At 49.8% G+C, this 20,276-nt stretch carries 18 protein-coding genes and 1 pseudogene; 15 read left to right on the top strand and 4 right to left on the bottom strand.

The features are described from left to right. Positions 1-242: 242 nt before the first annotated feature. The 4 genes from KH703_RS06040 to folE form a co-directional block, all read right to left on the bottom strand. Positions 243-1,031 (bottom strand): transporter substrate-binding domain-containing protein, encoded by a 789-nt coding sequence (locus KH703_RS06040; RefSeq protein ID WP_304294951.1) that lies wholly within the window; start codon positions 1,029-1,031, stop codon positions 243-245. A 411-nt stretch (positions 1,032-1,442) separates the two neighbouring features. Next, positions 1,443-2,444: an iron-sulfur cluster assembly scaffold protein gene (locus KH703_RS06035; protein WP_298021778.1), complete on the bottom strand. Its 1,002-nt coding sequence runs from the start codon at positions 2,442-2,444 to the stop codon at positions 1,443-1,445. 3 nt (positions 2,445-2,447) lie between these two features. After that, entirely contained in the window at positions 2,448-3,647 is a 1,200-nt protein-coding gene (locus KH703_RS06030; RefSeq protein WP_304294949.1) for a NifS family cysteine desulfurase, read from the bottom strand. A 111-nt stretch (positions 3,648-3,758) separates the two neighbouring features. Continuing rightward, a complete protein-coding gene (folE, locus tag KH703_RS06025; RefSeq protein WP_299086318.1) occupies positions 3,759-4,343 on the bottom strand; it encodes a GTP cyclohydrolase I FolE in 585 nt (194 codons plus the stop codon). 293 nt (positions 4,344-4,636) lie between these two features. Between folE and tig the strand changes: the two genes are divergently transcribed. From tig to KH703_RS05950, 15 genes and pseudogenes are all read left to right on the top strand, one after another. After that, positions 4,637-5,950, top strand: coding sequence for a trigger factor (tig, locus tag KH703_RS06020; RefSeq protein WP_304294946.1), 1,314 nt, complete (start codon positions 4,637-4,639; stop codon positions 5,948-5,950). After that, positions 5,951-6,535: an ATP-dependent Clp endopeptidase proteolytic subunit ClpP gene (gene clpP / locus KH703_RS06015; protein WP_005871578.1), complete on the top strand. Its 585-nt coding sequence runs from the start codon at positions 5,951-5,953 to the stop codon at positions 6,533-6,535. It abuts the gene before it with no gap. Then, a complete protein-coding gene (gene def / locus KH703_RS06010; protein WP_304294944.1) occupies positions 6,536-7,054 on the top strand; it encodes a peptide deformylase in 519 nt (172 codons plus the stop codon). After that, positions 7,051-8,568, top strand: a complete 1,518-nt coding sequence (locus tag KH703_RS06005; protein ID WP_304294941.1) for a YifB family Mg chelatase-like AAA ATPase — start codon at positions 7,051-7,053, stop codon at positions 8,566-8,568. The genes def and KH703_RS06005 overlap by 4 nt, the downstream gene beginning before the upstream one ends. After that, the gene (locus tag KH703_RS06000) at positions 8,565-10,211 is read left to right on the top strand and encodes an NAD(P)H-hydrate dehydratase (RefSeq protein WP_304294939.1); all 1,647 of its coding nucleotides are present in this window, start codon (positions 8,565-8,567) and stop codon (positions 10,209-10,211) included. Before KH703_RS06005 ends, KH703_RS06000 begins: the two co-directional genes overlap by 4 nt. Then, the gene (gene purN / locus KH703_RS05995) at positions 10,202-10,780 is read left to right on the top strand and encodes a phosphoribosylglycinamide formyltransferase (protein WP_304294938.1); all 579 of its coding nucleotides are present in this window, start codon (positions 10,202-10,204) and stop codon (positions 10,778-10,780) included. Before KH703_RS06000 ends, purN begins: the two co-directional genes overlap by 10 nt. Positions 10,781-10,910: 130 nt before the next feature. Further along, the gene (locus tag KH703_RS05990) at positions 10,911-11,951 is read left to right on the top strand and encodes a DUF3137 domain-containing protein (protein WP_304294936.1); all 1,041 of its coding nucleotides are present in this window, start codon (positions 10,911-10,913) and stop codon (positions 11,949-11,951) included. 255 nt (positions 11,952-12,206) lie between these two features. Then, positions 12,207-12,383, top strand: a complete 177-nt coding sequence (locus tag KH703_RS05985; protein WP_304294934.1) for a hypothetical protein — start codon at positions 12,207-12,209, stop codon at positions 12,381-12,383. 128 nt (positions 12,384-12,511) lie between these two features. Continuing rightward, on the top strand, positions 12,512-13,114 hold the full coding sequence (locus tag KH703_RS05980; RefSeq protein WP_304294932.1) for a CDP-alcohol phosphatidyltransferase family protein: 603 nt from the start codon (positions 12,512-12,514) through the stop codon (positions 13,112-13,114). 461 nt (positions 13,115-13,575) lie between these two features. Beyond that, positions 13,576-14,214 (top strand): 1-acyl-sn-glycerol-3-phosphate acyltransferase, encoded by a 639-nt coding sequence (locus KH703_RS05975; RefSeq protein WP_299086328.1) that lies wholly within the window; start codon positions 13,576-13,578, stop codon positions 14,212-14,214. Continuing rightward, positions 14,195-14,557, top strand: coding sequence for a hypothetical protein (locus KH703_RS05970; protein WP_304294929.1), 363 nt, complete (start codon positions 14,195-14,197; stop codon positions 14,555-14,557). The genes KH703_RS05975 and KH703_RS05970 overlap by 20 nt, the downstream gene beginning before the upstream one ends. Beyond that, the gene (locus KH703_RS05965) at positions 14,554-15,483 is read left to right on the top strand and encodes a phosphatidate cytidylyltransferase (RefSeq protein ID WP_304294927.1); all 930 of its coding nucleotides are present in this window, start codon (positions 14,554-14,556) and stop codon (positions 15,481-15,483) included. The genes KH703_RS05970 and KH703_RS05965 overlap by 4 nt, the downstream gene beginning before the upstream one ends. 103 nt (positions 15,484-15,586) lie before the next feature. After that, positions 15,587-16,045, top strand: a pseudogene (locus KH703_RS05960) (DUF1287 domain-containing protein); the annotation flags it as partial. A 38-nt stretch (positions 16,046-16,083) separates the two neighbouring features. Next, positions 16,084-18,090, top strand: coding sequence for a bifunctional alpha/beta hydrolase/class I SAM-dependent methyltransferase (locus KH703_RS05955; protein ID WP_304294925.1), 2,007 nt, complete (start codon positions 16,084-16,086; stop codon positions 18,088-18,090). Positions 18,091-18,712: 622 nt separating this feature from the next. Beyond that, entirely contained in the window at positions 18,713-20,242 is a 1,530-nt protein-coding gene (locus tag KH703_RS05950; protein WP_304294923.1) for a dual specificity protein phosphatase family protein, read from the top strand. Positions 20,243-20,276: the final 34 nt, after the last annotated feature.

Raw genomic sequence — 20,276 nt, 5'->3', positions numbered from 1 at the left:
TGCGCGAAAATACGGCATAAAATTCACAGAATCTCATTCCGCAAAAATAAAATTTTAGCTCAAGCGCGAAACACAAATTTTGATCAATTTGTATGTCTTCACGCACAAGCGTTTCTCAAATCTAAGCCGAATTCCAAAAGCATTTCAAATGCATAGGGCATTCCTGCCGTTTTGCCGCTACAACAAAGCGAGGTTTTGCGCGCGAAATTTAAATACGCATGGCTGTTTTTCGCTACGAAATTTTATTCAACCAAGAATTCCTTCTTATCGATCGTGCCGTGATAGAAAATCCCGAGCGTATCGTCAAAGGTCTTATCCAAAAATCCATCTTTTTTTAATCCCGCTAAAGATGTATTGATTAGCTCTAGCAGCGCATTATTGCCCTTCTGCACGGCGATTGCGTTGTAAGTTTGCTTACCTAGACCATCCAAAGCAACCTGCGTTTTATTATCGATGATCGCGTATGCGTGCAGGATTAGGTTATCATCGACATGTACGGCGTTTTTCGCCCTTTTGAAAGCGCGGTAACATTTAGCCGAACTGGCGCAAAAGTTTAAATTCTTTCTAAAGCCCGCTTTGCGTAAGAAATTGTGAATAGGAGAGTGTTTGATGACAAAAATCCTCTTTTTGCGCAGCTGATCGAAGCTCGTGACATTCTCGTCTTTTTTGGCTAGCACACCTACCTGCACCTTAAAATAAGGCTCCGAAAAATCTACTTTTTTCGCTCGCGTGGGCGTAGGAGTAAAGGTCGCAATCACCATATCCACTTCATTGCGCTGTAAAGCGCTAATGCGTCTTGAAGCCGTGATTGGGATAAATTTTACCTTGCCAGGATTATCGCCGAAAATCTCCTTACCGAGCTTTTCGCCAAGAGCAATCTCAAATCCCCTATATTTGCCGTCTACGAGCGCACTAAACGGCGGCTGATCGTTATATACACCTATGCGAACGAGCCTATCTTTTTTGATCTGATCCAAAGAATTTGCAGATAGAAAACCAAGTAGCAGAGCCGCCAAAACAAATACTTTCATTTGCTCCCCTTTTAGTTGAAATAAGGCGCAATTATAATAAAAAGAAATTATAGCCAGCTAAAATTCTGCGATTTATGGCGCATTTTCATCGAAATTTATGAAAAGATGAAATTCGCGGAGAAAATTCTATGTCCAATTTACAAACGAAATCTCATAAAAAAACTTACATGAGCGAAATAAAAAGCTCTTTTAATTAAATTTTATAGACAAAATTTACGGATGAATTTCACGCTAGAAAACCTTAGCAAAATTTGCGATATTCTTAAAAGCAAACGGCGAAATTCTACGCAGATTTAACGTCTAATTGCGAATTTAGCTAAGGGGCGAAATTTAGCTCCGCTGTTGCGCAAAAGCTCAAGCTCTTAAAATTTCGTAAGACTAAGCTAAGATGCAAACGTAGCAGTAATAGCCTTAGATCGGCATTACGCGGATGTTTGGGCTAAGGTTTTCTTGCAAAACATTTTCGATCGCGTATAATGTACCGCTCGCACCGCTAGCGCAGCCGCTGCAAGCACCCAGGTAGCGGATGTAGATGTCCGTTTTGCCGTCGTCTGCAGGCCTAATGTCGATGACGTCGAGATTGCCGCCGTCCATCTGAAGCATCGGGCGGATATCCTCGTCAAGTACCCCTTCGACCGCTTTAAATTTACCGATCAAATTTAGCTGCTCAAAGCTCATCTCGGCTCCCGCTTTCACGTTATTAGCGGCGCTCGCATCGGCTTGAGCCTGAAGTCTCTCTCGCTCCATCTCCTCTCTGGTTTGCTTTAAAATATCGACCAGATAGTAATCCTTCTCCTCGTGTCCGCCCGGGCGCACGCAGGATTTGCAAAACGCACCCGCTTTAGTGTATTGCGTGATCTCCTCGACCGTGTGAAGGTCGTTTAGGCGGATCACCTCTTTGATCGTGCCAAGGCTCACGCGCGCGCAGTCGCACACGATGATTTCATCCTCGAAATGCGCGGGATCGATGCCCTTATAATTCGCTGCAGCCTGCTTGATGACGTCGTATGCCATTACCGAGCAGTGCATCTTTTGCGGCGGCACGGCGGGCTCGTCCGGGTTGTCGCGCATCGCGTGTTCTACGTCTAAATTTGTAATCTTTACCGCTTGATCGACGGTCTTTCCGATACAAAGCTCAGCCATCGTGTCCGAACTCGCAATCGCCGTACCGCAACCAAAGCTTTTAAATTTAGCGTCTAAAATTCTATCGGTTTTAGGATCTATCAGCCAGTACAGCCTCACCGCATCGCCGCAACTCTCGGCGCCGAAGTCCGCGACCACTAGCTTGCCGCCTCTAGCCTTCGCCTCCTCCTCGGTGATCTCGCCCATATAGCGAGGATTATTCATGCGATCCTGCACTTTTTGCGAGTATTGCTCCCAGATCGAGCCGTTTATCAAACTATTTTTTGCCATTTTTTATCCTTTATTTTTCTCATAACCTTGCGGCGCGTAAGCAAACGTGCTTGAAATCCCGCGCAGACGGGCGATAGCCTTACCTATATGTTCGATCGCATAATCAATCTCCGCCTCCGTCGTAAAGCGCGACAGCGAAAGTCTTAGCGCCGTATGTGCCAGCTCCTTATCCGCGCCGATCGCTTCCATTATCGGATTATTCTCGAGCGCCTCGCTCGCACACGCAGAGCCCGTAGAAGCGGCGATACCAGCTTTATTCAGATCCCACAGCATCGCCTCTCCCTCGACGCCTTGGATCGAGGCAAGGATAGTGTTTGGCACGCGAATGCTGCGGTCGCCCACGACGCTGACGTTTGAAATTTGCAAAAGCGCGTCCTCCAGCTTATCGCGCAGTCTGCTTACCTGAGTACGCTCAAAATCCATAAATTTATTCGCTAGTTCCAAAGCTTTGCCGAGCCCCACGATGCCCGCTACGTTTAGCGTACCGCTGCGGCGCCCACCCATCTGCTCGCCGCCATGAAGCAGACTCGTAAGCGGCTTGCTATCTTTGATGTAGAGCGCGCCGACGCCCTTTGGAGCGTGAAATTTATGCCCCGATAGGCTTAAAAAATCCACGTTCGCATCGCGCACGTTTACCTTTATCTTGCCTATGGCCTGCACCGCGTCGGCGTGATACAGCGCACCGCGCTCGTGTGCGATTTGTGCGATTTTTTTTACGGGGAAGATCGTACCGGTTTCGTTATTTGCCCACATCACGCTAACAAGCGCGGTTTTGTCGTTGATCTTTTCGCTAAGCTCGTCAAGATCGATTAGTCCGTCTTTATCGACGCCCAGGCGAGTGATCTTTACGCCGCAAATTTTTTCTAAAAAAGCACAGGTTGCGCTGATTGCGGGGTGCTCAACGGAGCTTATGACGATATTATCCTTCTCGCCGGTTAGAATTTTATCGTAGTAAATTCCTTTTAAAACCCAGTTATTGCTCTCGGTCGCACAGCTCGTGATGACGATATCGTCCGCATCCGCAGCTCCGAGTCCCGCATAGAGCCTATCCATCGCAGTTCTTAGCGCGGGGTGGGTCTCGCTGCCGAAGCTGTGAAGGGAATTTGGGTTGCCGTATTTATCGCAAAAAAACGGCTTCATCTCCTCAAAAACTTCGGGATCGACCATCGTAGTGGCGTTATTATCCAAATAAACGCGCTGCATAAAATTCCTTTCTAAAATTTGCCTGAAATTTAATCAGACAATTTCGCTCTTTTATCAATTTCGCACGATAATATAACATAATTGCTAAATTTTTCTTTAACGTTTGCCGTTTTAAAAACCAAAAGTTTTCGGAGAATTTATTAGATCGAAAAATTCCTTGCGCGTGTCGTTTCGGCTGATAAAAAGCCCCCGCAGTGCCGACGTAGTCGTGGTCGAGTTGATCTTTTGCACGCCGCGCATCTCCATGCACATGTGTCGCGCCTGCAGCACCACGCCCACGCCGAGCGGATGGATCACCTCCTCGATGGCGCCTGCGATCTGCTCGGTAAGCTGCTCTTGGATCTGCAGCCTGCGCGCGAAAATATTTACCATACGCGGAATTTTGCTAAGCCCCACGACCTTTTTATTCGGTATATACGCGACGTGCGCGCGCCCGATGATAGGCAGCAGATGGTGCTCGCAGAGGCTATAAAATTCTATATCTTTTATCAGAACCATCTCGTTGTTACTGCTCTCAAACAGCGCGTCGTTTAAAATTTCTTTTGGATCCAGCTCATAGCCGCTAGTTAGAAACTCATAGGCTTTAGCTACGCGCTCAGGCGTCTTTGCAAGCCCGTCGCGCTTCGGATCCTCGCCTAAAATTTCAAGCATCTGCGACACGCAATTTTCAAATTTTACTCGGCTTTTTTCGTCCATTTTTAGCAATTCCTTAAAAATCGATGCGCGATATTACTCAAAAACGCCTTTTATAACGCTGATAAATTTTAAAATTCCGATTAAAATTTCGAGCTACGCGCGGCAGTTTATGTTTAACATATCGGTAAAATTTTAGCCTCAAGCCCGCTTTAAATTTCAAGGCGGGCTCTTAAAAATTTTAAAATTTAAAAGCCGCGAGCCGCTTAGGCTCGGCAAATTTTAGGAATTTATACTTTAAATAAGAAATTTTTTGATATATTATTTGCTATTTTTAAATTTTCTAAAGGAATTTTATGGAAGTAAAAGCAAAAATGAAAGACGCCGCAAATGCGGTAGCTGCGAGCAAGATCGAAGCAAAGCAGATCGCAGCCAAAGTAGAAGAGCTAGCCAAAAAGGCCTCCAAGCAGCTAAGAATCGACGGATTCAGACAGGGCAAAGTGCCTACCGCGGTGGTTTTGAAGCGATACGGCAAGCAGCTTGAGGGCGATGCGAAGCAGGAGCTTCTTAAAGATATGATCGATCAGTCTCTTAAAATTTTAAAGAAAAAACAAGATGAAATTTTATCCGAGCCGATTTTTTCTAAATTTGACGAAAAAGAAGGCGACATCGACGTTGAGATCGAAATTTCTTTCAGACCGGAGGTTAGCGTCGAGGGGTACGAGGAGCTGATTCCTAAATTTAGCAGCCCGCGTGTTACCCAAAAAGAGATCGACGAAAAAGTGGCGGAATTTTTGCAGATGATCGCTCCGCTTTCTAAAACCAACAAAAAAATTCTAGCCAAAGACGATTTTGCAAAATTCGACTTCGAAGGCTTCGTGGACGGCAAGCCATTCGACGGCGGTAAGGCGCAGGACTACGTCCTTCAGATCGGCTCAAATCAATTTATCCCGGGCTTTGAAGACGGTATGATCGGACTTAGAGTGGGCGAGGAACGCGACGTAGCGGTTAAATTTCCGCAAGATTACGGCGCGAAAAATTTAGCCGGCAAGGACGCGATCTTTAAAGTCAAACTTCATGAAATTCAAGCTAAAAAACCCGCCAAAGAGCTCGGCGAGGAGGAGCTAAAGCAAGCGCTTCCAGGCGAAGCGGAGCCGAGCAAGGAGAAATTTGAAGCGCGCATCAAAGAGCGCATCAAAAACGATAAGCTTCAAAAGCTGATAAACGAGGATCTAAAGCCTAAATTTGCCGACGCGCTCGCCGAGAAATTTAACTTCGCGCTTCCAAAAGCGATCGTCGAGCAGGAGATTAATTTGCAGTTTAATAACGCCTGGAGCGGCTTTTCAAAGGAGCAGATCGAGGAATTTAAAAACGATAAAAACGCAGTGGATAAAAAGCGCGAAGAGTTTAGAAAGGCTGCCGAAAACAGCGTCAAACTTACTTTCTTAATCGACGAACTAGCCAAAAAACGCAATATCGACGTGAGCGATCAGGAGCTCGTCCAAGCGGTCTATATGGAGGCCTACACATACGGCGCCGATCCGAAGGAGCATCTAAATAGATACCGCAACAACGGCATGCTGCCGGCTGTCAAAATGGCACTTATAGAGGAGAAGCTATTCAATGATATTTTCTCCAAGCAGGGCAAAAAAGAAGAGAAAGGCGAATAGATGGTGATTCCTTACGTTATCGAACAAACTAGTCGCGGAGAGCGCAGCTACGACATCTACTCGAGACTGCTAAAAGATCGTATCGTAATGCTTAGCGGCGAGATCGACGACGCAGTAGCAAGCTCGATCGTCGCACAGCTTCTGTTTTTGGAGGCGGAGGACCCGGATAAGGATATCTATCTATATATCAACTCCCCGGGCGGCGTGGTTACGAGCGGATTTAGCATTTATGACACGATGAATTACATCAAACCCGACGTAAGTACAATCTGTATCGGTCAAGCGGCGTCGATGGGGGCATTTTTGCTAAGCTGCGGAGCCAAAGGCAAACGCTACGCGCTTCCAAACTCGCGCATAATGATCCACCAGCCCCTAGGCGGCGCGCAAGGCCAGGCTACCGACATCGAGATCCAAGCCAAAGAAATTTTACGAATGAAAGAAATTCTGAATGGCATCCTTTCGCAAAATTCCGGCAAAGATCTCGCGCAGGTCGAAAAGGATACCGATCGCGACTTTTTCATGAGCGCCGAGGATGCCGTGCAATACGGACTGATCGATCAGGTACTTCAAAAGAGCTTTAAATAGATGATCCTGGACGTCCTTACCTATCCGAATAAAAAGCTATACCAAAGATCGACCGAGGTCGTTAAATTCGACGCAGCGCTGGGCGAGCTTTTGGACGATATGTATGAGACGATGATCGCAAAAAACGGCATAGGCCTTGCCGCCATCCAGGTAGGCAGGCCCGTGCGCGCTTTGATCATAAATTTAGCCAATGAGGAAAAAATCCAAGACAAAAAAGACCTCATCGAGATCATCAATCCGCAAATTTTAAAAAAGGAAGGCGAGGTCGTATTTCAGGAGGGCTGCCTGTCGGTGCCTGGCTTTTACGAGGACGTAACGCGCGCTGAGTTTATCACGGTGCAGTTTAAAGACCGCGCCGGCAATACCCACGAAATGGACGCTAGCGAGCTGCTAGCCGTCTGTATCCAGCACGAGATGGACCACCTCGACGGACATCTTTTCATCGAGCGCATCGGATACAACAAACGCAAAAAATTTGATAAAGAATTCAAAAAAAGTCTAAAAGAAAAATCGAAATGAAATCCCTAAAATGCGCTGCCTTCACGGATGCTCTGATCCCCGTAGAGGTCGAGTCGACATTCGTGCGGGGGCTGCCGGGATTTAATATCGTCGGTCTTGCGGGCGCTACGATAAAAGAGAGCGAAAGTCGCGTAAAAGCCGCGCTTATGAGCTTAAATTTTAAATTTCCCGCATCCAAAATCATCATAAATCTTTCCCCCTCCGACACGCCCAAAAACGGCTCGCACTTCGATCTTGCGATCGCGCTTCTCATCGCGCTGCAAAAAGAGCGCATCGACGGCGATTTCTTCGTCTTCGGCGAGCTCGGTTTAGACGGCAGCCTAAAGAGCACGGCGAGCCTCTTTTCGATCCTACTTTTTTTAAGCACGAAGGTGAAGCGCGCTAAAATTTTAGTGCCGCAAAGCATTGCTCTAAAGGCCTGCACGATCCCAAATTACGACGTTTATGCGGTGAGTAACCTAAGCGATGCGGTCAGATTTTTTTTAGACGAGGAATTTGCCGCAAGCAGGCTCATGCGAGAAACCCATCCGCTTTTTAAAAACGTCGTGGAAATTGACGGGCAAGCTTACGTTCCCAACCGCGATTTTTCGCTTGATTTCAAAGACGTCAAAGGGCAAAAGCGCGCCAAGCGCGCGAGCCTGATCGCCGCGTGCGGCATGCACAACATCCTCTTTGAGGGCAGCCCCGGCTGCGGCAAAAGCATGTGCGCCAAGCGAATAGCCAGAATTCTGCCTCCGCAGAGCCTAGGCGAAGTGCTGCTCTCGTGCGCCTACGAGTCGCTAAATAACAAAGACGTCGATTTTAGCGCGCTGCGCCCCTTCCGCTCGCCGCACCACACCAGCACGCGCAGCTCCATTTTCGGCGGCGGCAGTAGCGGCGCAAAGATCGGCGAGGTCGCGCTTGCAAACGGCGGCGAGCTGTTTTTCGACGAGCTGCCGCACTTCGGCAAGCAAATTTTAGAAAGCCTGCGCGAGCCGCTAGAGGATAATAGAATTTTGATTTCGCGCGTAAATTCCAAGGTCGAATACCAAACGAAATTTATCTTCGTCGCGGCGCAAAACCCCTGCCCGTGCGGAAATTTATTCTCCAAAAACCTCACCTGCACCTGCTCGCTAAACGACATCAGGCGCTACAAAAACACGATCTCCGCGCCGCTACTGGATCGCATCGACATATACGTCGCGATGGACGAGACCGGTGCGGACGACAGAAGCGACGTTTGCAGCGAGGAGATGGCTGATGCGGTGCTACGGGCGTTTCGCGCACAAAAGGCTCGTGGGCAGAGCGAACTAAACGCAAAGCTGCGCGACGAGGAGACCAAAAAATTTTGCGTCTGCGAAAGCGCTGCGCGAGAGGTTCTGCAAACGGCGATCACCCGCTACGATCTTTCGCAGCGCGGCGTAAATAAGACGCTAAAGCTCGCGCGCACGATTGCCGATCTAGCAGGTGCAGAGATCATCGCTAAGGCGCATATTTTGGAGGCTCTTAGCTTTCGCATAAGGAGCGAAATTTGAAAAAAATTTTCTTTAGCACCGAGGAGCTCGACGCCAGGGCGAGCGCGAAATTTGGACTTGGCGAGCAAATTTTAATGGAAAACGCCGCTTGCAAGATCGAGGGCGAGATCAGAAAGCGACTCAAAAAGGGCTCGCGCATTTTAGCACTTTGCGGCGGCGGAAACAATGGCGCGGATGCGATGGCGGCGCTGCGAAAATTAAGCGGGGATTTTAGCTGCACGGCGCTTTGCGTGCTCGAAAATAGAAGCGCGGCGGGCAAATTTCAAGCGGATGCGGCGCGGGCTGCGGGCGTTAAACTTATCGATATCTCGAGCGTAAAAGACGCTTGCGAGCACGTAGAGGAAGCGTCTAGCAAGGATGCCTGCGCGCATGAAAGCGTAGACGGCTCCTCTTTAAAAGGCACTGGCGCAAGCGAGCCGCGGGGAGAGCTCGAAAGCCTAAGCGGTGCAGACATTTCGTGTGACAGCGATAAATTAAGCGCAAAATTTACGAGCGCTAAATTTGAGATCGCGGGACGCAGCGGCGAGCACGGCAACCTAGGCAACGAATACGGCGAGCCGAGCATCCTGCACGATGAGATTATAAACGCAGACTGCATAATCGACGGAATTTTCGGTAGCGGTTTAAACAAAGCCTTAAGCTCTGAAATTTGTGAAATTTTATCTCTCGCAAATAGCTCAAAATCCCTAAAAATCGCCGTAGATATCCCAAGCGGCATCGACAAGTTCGGGCGCATTTTAGGCGGTGCATTTTGCGCGGATCTGACGATCGCGATGGGAGCGCTCAAACTCGCGCTATTTTCGGACGGCGCGAAGGATCAGGTAGGACGGATCAAGGTCGCAAATCTTGGAATTTCGCGCTCAAATTTCGAAGGACGGAGCGAATATTTTCTACTTCAAAAAAGCGATCTGAAGCTGCCGCTACGCAGGAAACAAAACACCAACAAGGGCGATTTCGGGCACACCTACGTCGTAAGCGGGCAGATGAGCGGAGCGGCGCAGATGGCGGCTCTAGCGGCTCACGCAATCGGCAGCGGGCTTGTTAGTGTCGTTAGTAAGGAGCCATTAAATTTAAGCCCGATTTTGATGCAAAAAAGCTCATTCGATGCCGCGCGGGTCGTAGTCTGCGGCTGCGGCCTCGGGGAGCGAAAGATAGATCTTGCTGCACTGCGGGACAAAAGCTGCGTCATCGACGCCGATCTGTGCTACGAGCGCGAAATTTTAAGCCTGCTTAGCGATAACTCAAATTTAGTCATAACGCCCCATCCGAAGGAGTTTTGCTCGCTTTTAAAGATCACGGGTATCGCAGATCTTAGCGTGAGCGAGCTGCAAGAGCGGCGTTTCGAGCTTGCGCAGGCGTGGAGCGAGAAATTTAGCGGCGTGCTCGTGCTAAAGGGCGCAAACACGCTCATCGCTCAGGCGGGCGTCATCTACGTCTGCGACAAGGGCAGCGCCGCGCTCGCAAAGGGCGGCAGCGGCGACGTACTCGCAGGGCTCATCGGCGGGCTGCTCGCGCAAGGCTACTCGCCTCTGCAAGCCTCAATCTGCGGCGTCCTAGCCCACGCACTCGCCGCGCGAGCCTTCGCCAAAAACTCCTACGCGCTAAATCCGCTCGATCTCATCGAGGAGGTAAAATGGTTGTGAAAAAGCTCGCCGTGCTTTTTAGCGGCAGCGGCTCAAATTTAGAGGCGATCTTGCAGAAGCTGCACGGCAAAACTTTTGGCGAAACTAAGATCGAAGTCGTGCTAACGCTAAGCAACAAAGCGGACGCCGGCGGTATCGCAAAGGCCGCAAAATTCGGACTTCAAAGCGTGATCCTAAATCACAAAGACTTCGCTAGCCGCGAGGAATTTGACGCCGCCCTCGTGCGCGAGATCGAAAAAAGCGGCGCGGAGCTTACGGTACTTGCGGGCTTTATGCGTATCCTCACCCCCGTTTTTACGAGCAGAGTTCGCGCGATAAACCTTCACCCGTCGCTGCTGCCGCTTTTTAAGGGCGCGCACGCGATAAAAGAAAGTTTTGAAAGCGATATGAAGGTAGGCGGCGTGAGCGTGCACTGGGTCAGCGAGGAGCTTGACGGCGGCGCGATCATCGCCCAGCGCGCGTTTGAAAAGAGTGCGGGCATGAGCTTTGAAGCTTACGAAGCCAAAATCCACGAGATCGAGCATGAGCTATTGCCGCAGGTGATCGTAGAAATTTTGTGCCAAAGCTAAATTTAGCGCAGAAATTCGCGCTAAATTTAAAGAGCGGAATTTTGTAAATTTTAAAGCTTAGTCTTTTAAATTTAGGGGCAGATTCGAGGCTAAGCTTTAAAATTTGCTAGCTAAATTTAGAAAGAGAAAGATGACCGCAAACGAACTGGAAAAACTAAGGCTCGGCATCCTAGATGAGGCGGAGCAGCACAAAGGCACGGCGTTTTCGATAATAGTACTAGCGGTGCTAGCCTCGGCGCTGTGGCTATTTTTCAATTTTAGAGATCAAAATGCAGCAATGGGCCTCTGCTGGATCATAGTGGCATTTAGCTGCGGCAGCATCTCTTATAGAGTAGTGAATAAAGATGCAAATATAGTGCGCGTATTTATCTTTTGCATCTTGCTGTGGATGCTTGCCAAAGGCGTAGAAATGTGCGAGAATGATACCTTGCGCTTCGTCATCGCACTCGTAACCATCTGCCTTTCGTTATTTAATATCGCGGGTGCCGCGCTAGAGCGGATCAAATATAATAGATCCAAAAAATTCGTCCGCGCCTTTAAACACCAATATATCACGCCTTATATCGCAAGCCTAGGCTACCGCTATGAAATTTCAGGCTCGTTTAGGCCGTCGTATCTGCGCGCGAGCGGTCTATTTGTGGACGGCATAAGCTATTTTGATTGCGAAGATAAAATTTCCGGCGTTTATGACGGAGTATTTTTCAGCTTTGCGGATGTCTGCGTGACCCACACCGACGAACGACGTAGCAGCAGGGGGATCTTTTTCTACGCGGAATTTAAAAAGCGCGTAAACTCGGTGGCCGTGATCCTGCCTCCGCTCAGCGCGAGGCCAACACTCGGCGGACTTAAGAAGATCGCGATGGACGATAGCGAGTTTAGCTCCGCATTTAGCGTATATAGCGCCGACGCCGTGTCTGCAATGTATGCCCTCACACCCGCCTTTATGCGGCGCTTGCTTCACTTTAGAAGCGGCGCCGGTGGACCGATCAGTTTAAGCTTTTCGGGTAGAAACGTCTATATTTTCATCCGTACGAAATACGATAGTTTCGAGCCTAGTGTAGATCGCAGCGTATTTGGCTTTGATCCCGCCGCGTCTATCAAGCACGAGCTTCTATTCTTTCTCTCCATCGTAAAAAGTCTAAAATTAAACGAAAATATCTGGCAAGATTAAATTTTAAAATTTGACCTTAAATCCGCAAATACGGAGGCTTTGCGCCGCCGCGAAATTTTAAAATTTAAAAGTACTCTTCCCGGCTCGGCGCCGCTATAATTTAGAATTTTCGCGACAAGGTCTTATGGGCTTTGCCGCAGGGTTTATTGCATTTGCGGCGGAGAGCGAAGTTTGAAATCTATCGCGATGAAATCCCATACGATTTATAAATTTTTGCGGCCCGCATAGAGGGATTGAGCACTTCTCCGTACCGAATTGAGCGAAGATGGATGCGGATATGACGATGAGCGCCGTACGCTTTCCATAATGGAGATTACCACGCTGCCTATCATCGTGCCGCAAACGCTACTTTTGTCGCCGCGAGCCCGCACCAAAAAATTGAGTGCCGATCACGGCAATGATATAAGAGATAATTTACTCATATTTTCATAGTTTATTTCCTATCCTAATGCTTTTAAAAATCGACGATTAAAAAGCTCATACAAAAGCCGGCTACACATTTAATCTGCCTCCAAGCATTTTTAAGCGACAATACGAAAATCAAATTTTCGGAGTCCTCAATGACAATTTACGACTTAAAGCCCAAATTTCAAAATTTACTTCGTCCGTTAGTAAGAGGTCTTTACGGCGCGGGCATCAGCGCAAATCAAGTCACGATCACAGCCTGCGTCATTTCCGTTCTGCTGGGCGGACTTCTGATAAAATTCGCCGAAATTTCGACGCTATTCTTTCTGCTGCCCGTTTGGATGTTTTTGCGTATGGCGCTAAATGCCATCGACGGCATGCTGGCTCGCGAGTTTAATCAAAAAAGCCCGCTGGGCGGCTACCTGAACGAAGCCACGGACGTCATCTCGGACGCCGCGCTGTATCTGCCGTTTGCCTTCGTAGCGCCGTTTGACTGGGGTGTTATCGCGCTCGTTATTTTTCTAGCTTTTATGAGCGAATTTTTAGGCGTTCTAGGTCAGATTCACGGACGGGGCAGACGCTACGACGGACCTATGGGCAAGAGCGACCGCGCGTTTATATTCGGGCTTATCGGTACGATATATGCGCTATTTGGGCGACTGCCAGAGTGGTTTAGTTGGGTGCTTTACGCCGCGATATTTTTACTTGCGCTTACTTGTGCAAACCGCGTGAGAATGGGACTAAAAAGCGGGGAATAGGGCACCTCGGACGAGGATAAATTTAATAGCTATCTCCAAAACCAACGCAAGGTAAATTTGTCTAAATTTGATATAATTGCAAAAGTTTCAGGCTCGCCTCGACGCGGGCACGCAATCGTTATAAATTTGATCTTGTTTAAATTTACGAGATTTTTTGAGGCGAGGATAAAATATCACGACGAATTTGTCCGCTTAATTTAAATGTTTTAAAGACGCTCGGCGCGCAAAACGTGCTTGGTTAATTCCGAGCGTTTTATCAAAGTCGGCGAAATCAAAGGCAAGTAGCAAAAGCGACAAATTGCAGGCATTACTTAAAACCGTATCGGCTTTAATCGCCTCAAATTTATGTCTAGCTCGTTTTCGGCGAGGCGGGTAAGAAGCTCATTTGCCGCATGCAATCGTAAAATTGAGGGCGTCACAAAAAATGAATTTAAAAAACAAAAGAGTAAAAAGGATACAAGATGAAAAATTTTTTAGCCGCAGCGCTTGATTTTATCCTTTGCCGCATCACGATATTTATCACGGGCGTACGGCCGCCGCAGGAGCTTTTAAACATCGGCGACGGCACTAAAATTTACTACGCAAACCACGCTAGCCACGGCGATTTTTTGCTGATTTTCGTCTCGCTGCCTTACCGCGTGAGAAAGCGCGTGCGCCCCGTCGCGGCGGCGGAGTACTGGGAGAGCGGGCGAGTGCGCAGATTTCTTGCTAAAAACGTATTTAATATGGTGCTAATCAGCCGTCATAAAGATCCGTTAGAGGCGCTAACGCAAATGAGCGAAGCGCTGCAGGCACACTCTCTCATCATCTTTCCGGAAGGCACGCGCAAGATGGACGACGATCTCGCGCTACAGCCGTTTAAAAGCGGGATATTTCGCCTGGCGCAGCAGTGTCCTGACATCCCGCTCGTGCCCGTATGGATCAAAAATGCGCGCAACGTCCTGCCCAAGGGCTTTATGATACCCATCCCGCTGCTTTGCGAGCTGATAGTGGGCGAGGAGATAACCTACGGCGGCGAGGGCAAGGGCGAGTTTTTACAAAAGGCGCAGGACGCGCTGCTAGCTATGAGCGATATGCAAAATGATAGAACGAAAGCCTAGCGAGGCGACTTTGGCCAGAGCTGTAAATTTGAGCCCTGTAAATTTGCCGCACAAGACGGGTAAATTTGCGAACGATTTTTACGGCAAATTTGACGGCAAGCCTTCTAAAACGGCGGCTAAAAGCGTCAAATTTAAAAACAAAGCCCGGGCCAAAACGCTCACCTCGCCGCAAATCAAATTTGACTCAAGCGCGAGCCCAAAGCGCGAGCTTTTTTCGCTAACAAATTTAATCAAGCAAACTACCTGCAAGGCAAACCAAACGCGCGTAAATTCGGCTCGCTCGGAGCGCTTCAAAACAGATGTCAAATTTAGCTTCAAATTTAACCAAAAGGCACTAAAATGAACCCGCAAAATCATATATTAAATCTATTTTTAGGACTCATCGCGGTGCTAGTCGTCTCTAGCGCCGTTGCATTTATGCTAAAGGCGAAATTTGGCGCCGAGAACAAAACCATTGCAAATTTGACCTCGCGCATAAACGCCTGGTGGGCGATGATTTTGGTCATTTTCGCGTTTACATACATGGGCAAAAACGCCGTGATATTTTTGTTTTTGCTCGTATCTTTTGCCGCATTGCGCGAGTTTTTGTCGCTCATCTACATCCGCAGGGGCGATCACATCGCGCTCGTGGCGTGTTTTTACGTGATTTTGCCCGTGCAGTATATATTTATCTATGCCGATTGGTACGCGATGGCGATGATATTTATCCCGGTTTACGGATTTTTGTTTTTGCCGATTTTAGCGGCTATTTGCGGCGATGCGGCATATTTTTTAGAGCGCTCGACGAAGATCCAGTGGGCGCTGATGATCTGCGTGTTTTGTATCTCGCATATCCCGGCACTTCTTTTGCTAGATCTTGAGCGCGGCAACAGCATGGAGCTGATGCTATTTTTGATCATAGTCGTGCAGTCTAGCGACGTGCTGCAGTACGTCTGGGGCAAGCTTTTTGGCAAGCGCAAGATCGCGCCTAGCATCAGTCCGTCTAAGACCGTGGTCGGCTTTGCGGGAGGGGTTCTTAGCGCTAGCGCGCTGGCTGCGTGCCTGCATCATCTCACGCCCTTTGGCGCGGTGGGGGCGTTTTTCATCGGGCTTGCCGTTTGTATGATGGGCTTTTTAGGAGGTCTCGTTATGTCTGCGATCAAGCGCGATCTAGGCGTCAAGGACTGGGGTTATATGATCAGCGGGCACGGCGGGATGCTTGACCGTATGGACTCGCTGTGCTTTGCGGCGCCGATATTTTTTCACATAGTTAGATATTTTTACGCGTGAGGTTTTGATGAAAATTTGGAGCAAAATTTTACTTTTAGCGCTCGCGGCAAATTTTGCATTTGCATTTTCGGCCGAAAAACTCGTGTAAGACGCTAGAGCGCAGGTTGGACGGACGCTGTTTTACGATCCTTCGTACGAGAGGCTAGCCTATCCGATGGGCGACGTGGATATGATGAAGGGCGTTTGCACCGACGTCGTAGTTAGGGTGCTACGCGGGCAGGATATCGATCTGCAGCGGCTCATCCACGAGGACATGAGCGCAAATTTTAGCGCCTATCCAAAAAACTGGGGCGCGAAAAAGACCGATAAAAATATCGATCATCGCCGCGTGCCAAACATCGCGACCTATTTAAAACGCAAGGATTACGAGACGAAGGGCGAGTTTAAAGCAGGCGATATCGTGACGTGGCGGCTGGATAACGGCAGGCCGCATATCGGTATAGTTTCGGATAAATTTGCCGCCGACAAAACCCCGCTCGTGATCCATAACATCGGGCTTGGCGCGCAGGAAGAGGACGTTCTAAAGGATTACGAGATAACGGGGCATTTTAGGATAAAATAAGTAGAAAAATCGATAAATTTAAGCGAGAAAGGCGAAAAATGGAGTTTAAAGAGAGCTACTTTATAACGAGTGACGGGGCTAGGATATTTTACAGATACCGCCTGGCTAGCGACGTGGCGTGCGAAAACCCGGGCGCAAATGAAGTAAATTTGAGCGAGGTCGGTAAATTTGACGGGTCAAATTTAAGCACCGGGGCCACAAACGAAATCTCAAATTTGACTATCGAGCAAGCAAGCGGCGCGGATGAAAATGCGGAGCTAGGCTCAAGCGGCGAAGGTAAACCCGGCGAGCAAAATTTACTAAACGGCGGCGAAAACTCGGACTCAAATTTAAACGAGAAAGAGCCGGCTGAAAACGCCGAGCAAAATCTCAAATTTAAAGCCGCGCCAAACGCCAAAGCCGTAGCGATTTTTCACCGCGGGCACGAGCACTCGGGTAGGACGACGCACGTAGCGGACGAGCTAGCGGACGAGAGTTTGAGCTATTTTGCGTGGGATCAGCGCGGACACGGCAGGAGCGACGGCGAGCGGGGCGACGCGCCGAGTGTCGGCCGCCTCATCGCCGACGTGGACGAGTTTGTGGCACATATCGAGCAGAGATTCGGCTTTGAGACGCAAAATCTAGCCGTGATAGCCCAGAGCGTGGGCGCCGTGCTGGTCTCGGCGTGGCTGCACGACTACGCTCCGCGCGTTCGCTGCGCGGTGCTAGCTAGTCCTGCGTTTAGCGTGAAGCTTTACGTGCCGTTTGCTAGAGCGGGCCTAAAGGCGCTCTACTGCGCCCGCGGAAATTTTTTCGTAAACAGCTACGTCAAGGCTCACTATCTCACTCACGACAAGGATCGCCAGGCCAGCTACGACGCCGATGTGCTCATCACTCGCGCGATCTCGGTGCGCATACTGCTGGGGCTTTACGAAGCGGCGCAGCGCGTGGTTTCTGACGCTGCAGCTATCACGACGCCTACGCTGCTGCTGATCTCGGGCGATGACTGGGTCGTGGAGCACGCACCGCAGCACGAGTTTTACAACGCTCTTGGCGCACGCGTAAAAAGGCGCGAGGTTTTAGAGGGATTTTACCACGATACGCTGGGCGAGAGCGAGCGGGAGAGGGCGTTTGAGATCGTGCGCGAGTTCGTCGGCGAGAGGTTTAGAGCGCCTTTTAGCGAGGTGGACTGCACGCATGCGGACGAATACGGCTTTAGCCGCGAGGAGGCCGATAGGCTAGCTACGCCGCTACCGAGATTTAGCCCGAAAAATTTGCGGTTTAAATTTCAGCGGATATTTATGCAGGCGGTTTCGCCGTGGGTCGGCGGGCTCAAGATCGGCGAAAATACCGGCTACGATAGCGGCAGTACGCTTGATTACGTTTACCGAAACGAGCCGCAAGGGGCGAATAAATTTTTTAAATTTATCGACGAAATTTACCTAAACGCCATCGGCTGGCGCGGTATCAGAGAGCGCAAACGAAATATCAAGCTAGCCATCGATCAAGCCGTAGCAAAGCTACAGGAGCGAGGCGAGCCGCTACGACTGCTCGACATCGCCTCGGGACACGGCAGATACATACTAGACGCCGCGCGGGGGCATAAATTTGAGCGCATAACGCTGCGCGACTACAGCGACATAAACGTAAAAGCCGGCAGCGAAATGATAAAGGAGCGCGGGCTAGAGGACGTCGCGAGCTTTGCGCAGGTAAACGCCTTTGACGCCGCTAGCTACGAGGGCCTGCAGGACGCATATACGCTTGGCGTCGTGTCGGGGCTCTTTGAGCTCTTCCCGGATAACTCGGTCGTGCGCACCGCGCTACAAGGCTTTTCAAGCAGCGTAAGAAGCGGCGGCTACCTCATCTACACCAATCAGCCGTGGCACCCGCAGCTTGAAATGATCGCGCGCGCTCTATCCAGCCACAGGCAGGGCGCTGCGTGGATCATGCGCCGCCGCAGCCAGGCTGAGATGGATCAGCTCGTAGCAAATGCGGGATTTAAAAAAGTAAAAGAGTGGATAGATGGGGATGGGATATTTAGCGTGAGTTTGGCCGTTAAAATTTAGCCTTTTGCGGCTTGTCTTTTTCCTTTATACTTCGTTAGAAACTCGGTCGGCTTCGGTCACGGACGACTAGTCCGCTCTCTGGCCTCCGTCGTTTCCGCCTCGTCTAAAGAAAAAATACTGCGCCTTATCGTTTTACGCTCAAATTTGGGGTCAAATTTGCAAATTTTACCGACCGAGACCCGCATCGTGAAAGCGTAAATTTGAACACGCAGCGCGTTAGCGCCAGATAAATCTGCACGCAGTGCAGCAATATCTCACGTGCAGTGGGTATGGTGGGGGTTTGGGGGCGGAAGGGGCGACGCTTCGTAAGCAGAAACCCCTTCCGCCACCCAAGAAAAAGAGAAAGGCGGATACAAAAGGGGGCTCTTTTGCTTTAGCTACGCTTCGCAACTGCAAAGCAGAGCGTAATTCAAGCTCCTTCCCCCTTAACGAAAAAGATTGACTTGCACAAAAAGTTTAATTCATAACGATAAATTTGACTAATTCAAATTTGACACCTTAAAGATTCAGGTCTCGGCAGGTAAATTTTATGCCTTTTACGTCAAGCGAGCGATCTCGGACCGATAAATCCGTAAAAGCGCAAATCCGCTAAAATTTGATAGAATTAGCAAAAAAGGCAAAAATGAAAACAAAACCGTTTTTATCGCAGCTGGCTGCGCTAGTCGTCGTTGCGGCGATATTTTACGCTAGCTACGGCGCTACGAACGCCCTCGCGAGCGCTCGCGCAAACGTTCCGGAGATCTATTTCGCGTGGGAGCGTGCGGTGCCGTTTTGGGCGTGGAGCATCGTGCCGTACTGGTCGCTAAATTTACTCTACGCGCTTGGATTTTTCCTCTGCCGTGACGCCGGGGAGCTCGCACGCTACGTTATGCAGCTGCTAGTCGCGCAGATGATCGCGACGCTGTTTTTTATCGCTTTTCCTCTGCAGATGTCGTGGGGAAAGCCCGCAGTTTCGGGTTTTAGCGGCTTTTTGTTCTCAAGCCTCGCCGCCTTTGACCTCCCGTTTAATCAAGCCCCGTCGCTGCACATCATACTTTGCGTCGTCGTGGGCGCTTTTTACCTTCGCAAGGCGCACGCGGTTTGGCTTAAAGCGGCGCTTGTCGCGTGGTTTGCGCTCATCGGCCTTAGCGTGCTGACCACATATCAGCACCATTTTATCGACATTCCTACGGGGCTAGCCGCGGGCTGCTTGGTGCTACTGATTCGCCCGCTAGAGGGCGCGCCGCTTAGATTTGCTATAGCTAGGGAGTCCGCGCGCTACAAATGGGCGGCGCTATATCTGGGGCTTGCGTTTTTGACGCTTTTTGCGGCGATTTTGGGAGCTAAAATTTGGGGCGCGTGGATGCTGTGGCTATCTTGGGCGAGCCTTAGTTTTGCACTGGTTGCTTGCGGTTACGCGTTTTTGGGCGCGGGAGTTTTTGCTAAAAACGAGCAAGGCCGTCACGCCGCCGCGGCTAAAGCTTTACTTTTCCCGTATCTTTGCGTCGCACGCTTAAATGCTCTTTTTTGGCTGCGCGGTCGCCGGCTTTCAGACGAGATTTTGCCAGGGCTCTATCTAGGCTCGGTTAAGCAGGCGGGCAAATTTGACGCGGTGCTAGACTGCGCGGCTGAGTTTGAGCGACCTGGCGGCGCGCAAATTTACGCGAGCCTACCTATGCTAGATATGATAACGCCCTGCGCGGACGAGCTAAAACGCGGCGCGGACGAACTCGAGCGGCTCGTAAAAAGGGCTCTTTGCGGTGGCGAAAATTTACCGCAAATAGCGGCGAAACTAGGATCAAATTTTAGCGCCAAGGCGGGCTGCGCGCACGGGCGAGATTTTAAATTTCACAGGCAAGCGGACTCGCGGCTAAATTTACAAACGCGCGGCTCGGCAAGCAAAGACGAGGAGCAAACTCTCACGGACTCAAACGAACGAGCCGTCGAGATAAACGGTAAAAATGTGCTGGTGTGTTGCGCACTGGGCTACGGCAGGAGCGCGTCGGTGTTGCTTGCTTGGCTGGTGATTTACGCGGGACTGGGCTTTGACGAGGCGCTAAATTTGCTAAAATCTCGCCGAGAAAAGATCGCGGTCGCTAGCTCGCTACGCGATCGGATAGCGCGGCTGGTGGACGGCCGCTCGGCCTGCGATCGATTTGCCGAACTAGGCTAAAAAGGAGATAAATTTGATAAAAACAAGGCCAAGG

Source organism: Campylobacter gracilis, from assembly GCF_018374135.1.
Lineage (GTDB): Bacteria > Campylobacterota > Campylobacteria > Campylobacterales > Campylobacteraceae > Campylobacter_B > Campylobacter_B gracilis_A.
The sequence above is the reverse complement of the archived record's forward strand: the minus strand, read 5'-3'. Positions and strand labels throughout refer to the sequence as shown.

Bases quoted from the DNA above. Each gene is read 5' to 3' on its own strand.
- KH703_RS06040 (WP_304294951.1), bottom strand. From the start codon at position 1,031: ATGAAAGTATTTGTTTTGGCGGCTCTGCTACTTGGTTTTCTATCTGCA.
- KH703_RS06035 (WP_298021778.1), bottom strand. From the start codon at position 2,444: ATGGCAAAAAATAGTTTGATAAACGGCTCGATCTGGGAGCAATACTCG.
- KH703_RS06030 (WP_304294949.1), bottom strand. From the start codon at position 3,647: ATGCAGCGCGTTTATTTGGATAATAACGCCACTACGATGGTCGATCCC.
- folE (WP_299086318.1), bottom strand. From the start codon at position 4,343: ATGGACGAAAAAAGCCGAGTAAAATTTGAAAATTGCGTGTCGCAGATG.
- tig (WP_304294946.1), top strand. From the start codon at position 4,637: ATGGAAGTAAAAGCAAAAATGAAAGACGCCGCAAATGCGGTAGCTGCG.
- clpP (WP_005871578.1), top strand. From the start codon at position 5,951: ATGGTGATTCCTTACGTTATCGAACAAACTAGTCGCGGAGAGCGCAGC.
- def (WP_304294944.1), top strand. From the start codon at position 6,536: ATGATCCTGGACGTCCTTACCTATCCGAATAAAAAGCTATACCAAAGA.
- KH703_RS06005 (WP_304294941.1), top strand. From the start codon at position 7,051: ATGAAATCCCTAAAATGCGCTGCCTTCACGGATGCTCTGATCCCCGTA.
- purN (WP_304294938.1), top strand. From the start codon at position 10,202: ATGGTTGTGAAAAAGCTCGCCGTGCTTTTTAGCGGCAGCGGCTCAAAT.
- KH703_RS05990 (WP_304294936.1), top strand. From the start codon at position 10,911: ATGACCGCAAACGAACTGGAAAAACTAAGGCTCGGCATCCTAGATGAG.
- KH703_RS05980 (WP_304294932.1), top strand. From the start codon at position 12,512: ATGACAATTTACGACTTAAAGCCCAAATTTCAAAATTTACTTCGTCCG.
- KH703_RS05975 (WP_299086328.1), top strand. From the start codon at position 13,576: ATGAAAAATTTTTTAGCCGCAGCGCTTGATTTTATCCTTTGCCGCATC.
- KH703_RS05970 (WP_304294929.1), top strand. From the start codon at position 14,195: ATGATAGAACGAAAGCCTAGCGAGGCGACTTTGGCCAGAGCTGTAAAT.
- KH703_RS05965 (WP_304294927.1), top strand. From the start codon at position 14,554: ATGAACCCGCAAAATCATATATTAAATCTATTTTTAGGACTCATCGCG.
- KH703_RS05955 (WP_304294925.1), top strand. From the start codon at position 16,084: ATGGAGTTTAAAGAGAGCTACTTTATAACGAGTGACGGGGCTAGGATA.
- KH703_RS05950 (WP_304294923.1), top strand. From the start codon at position 18,713: ATGAAAACAAAACCGTTTTTATCGCAGCTGGCTGCGCTAGTCGTCGTT.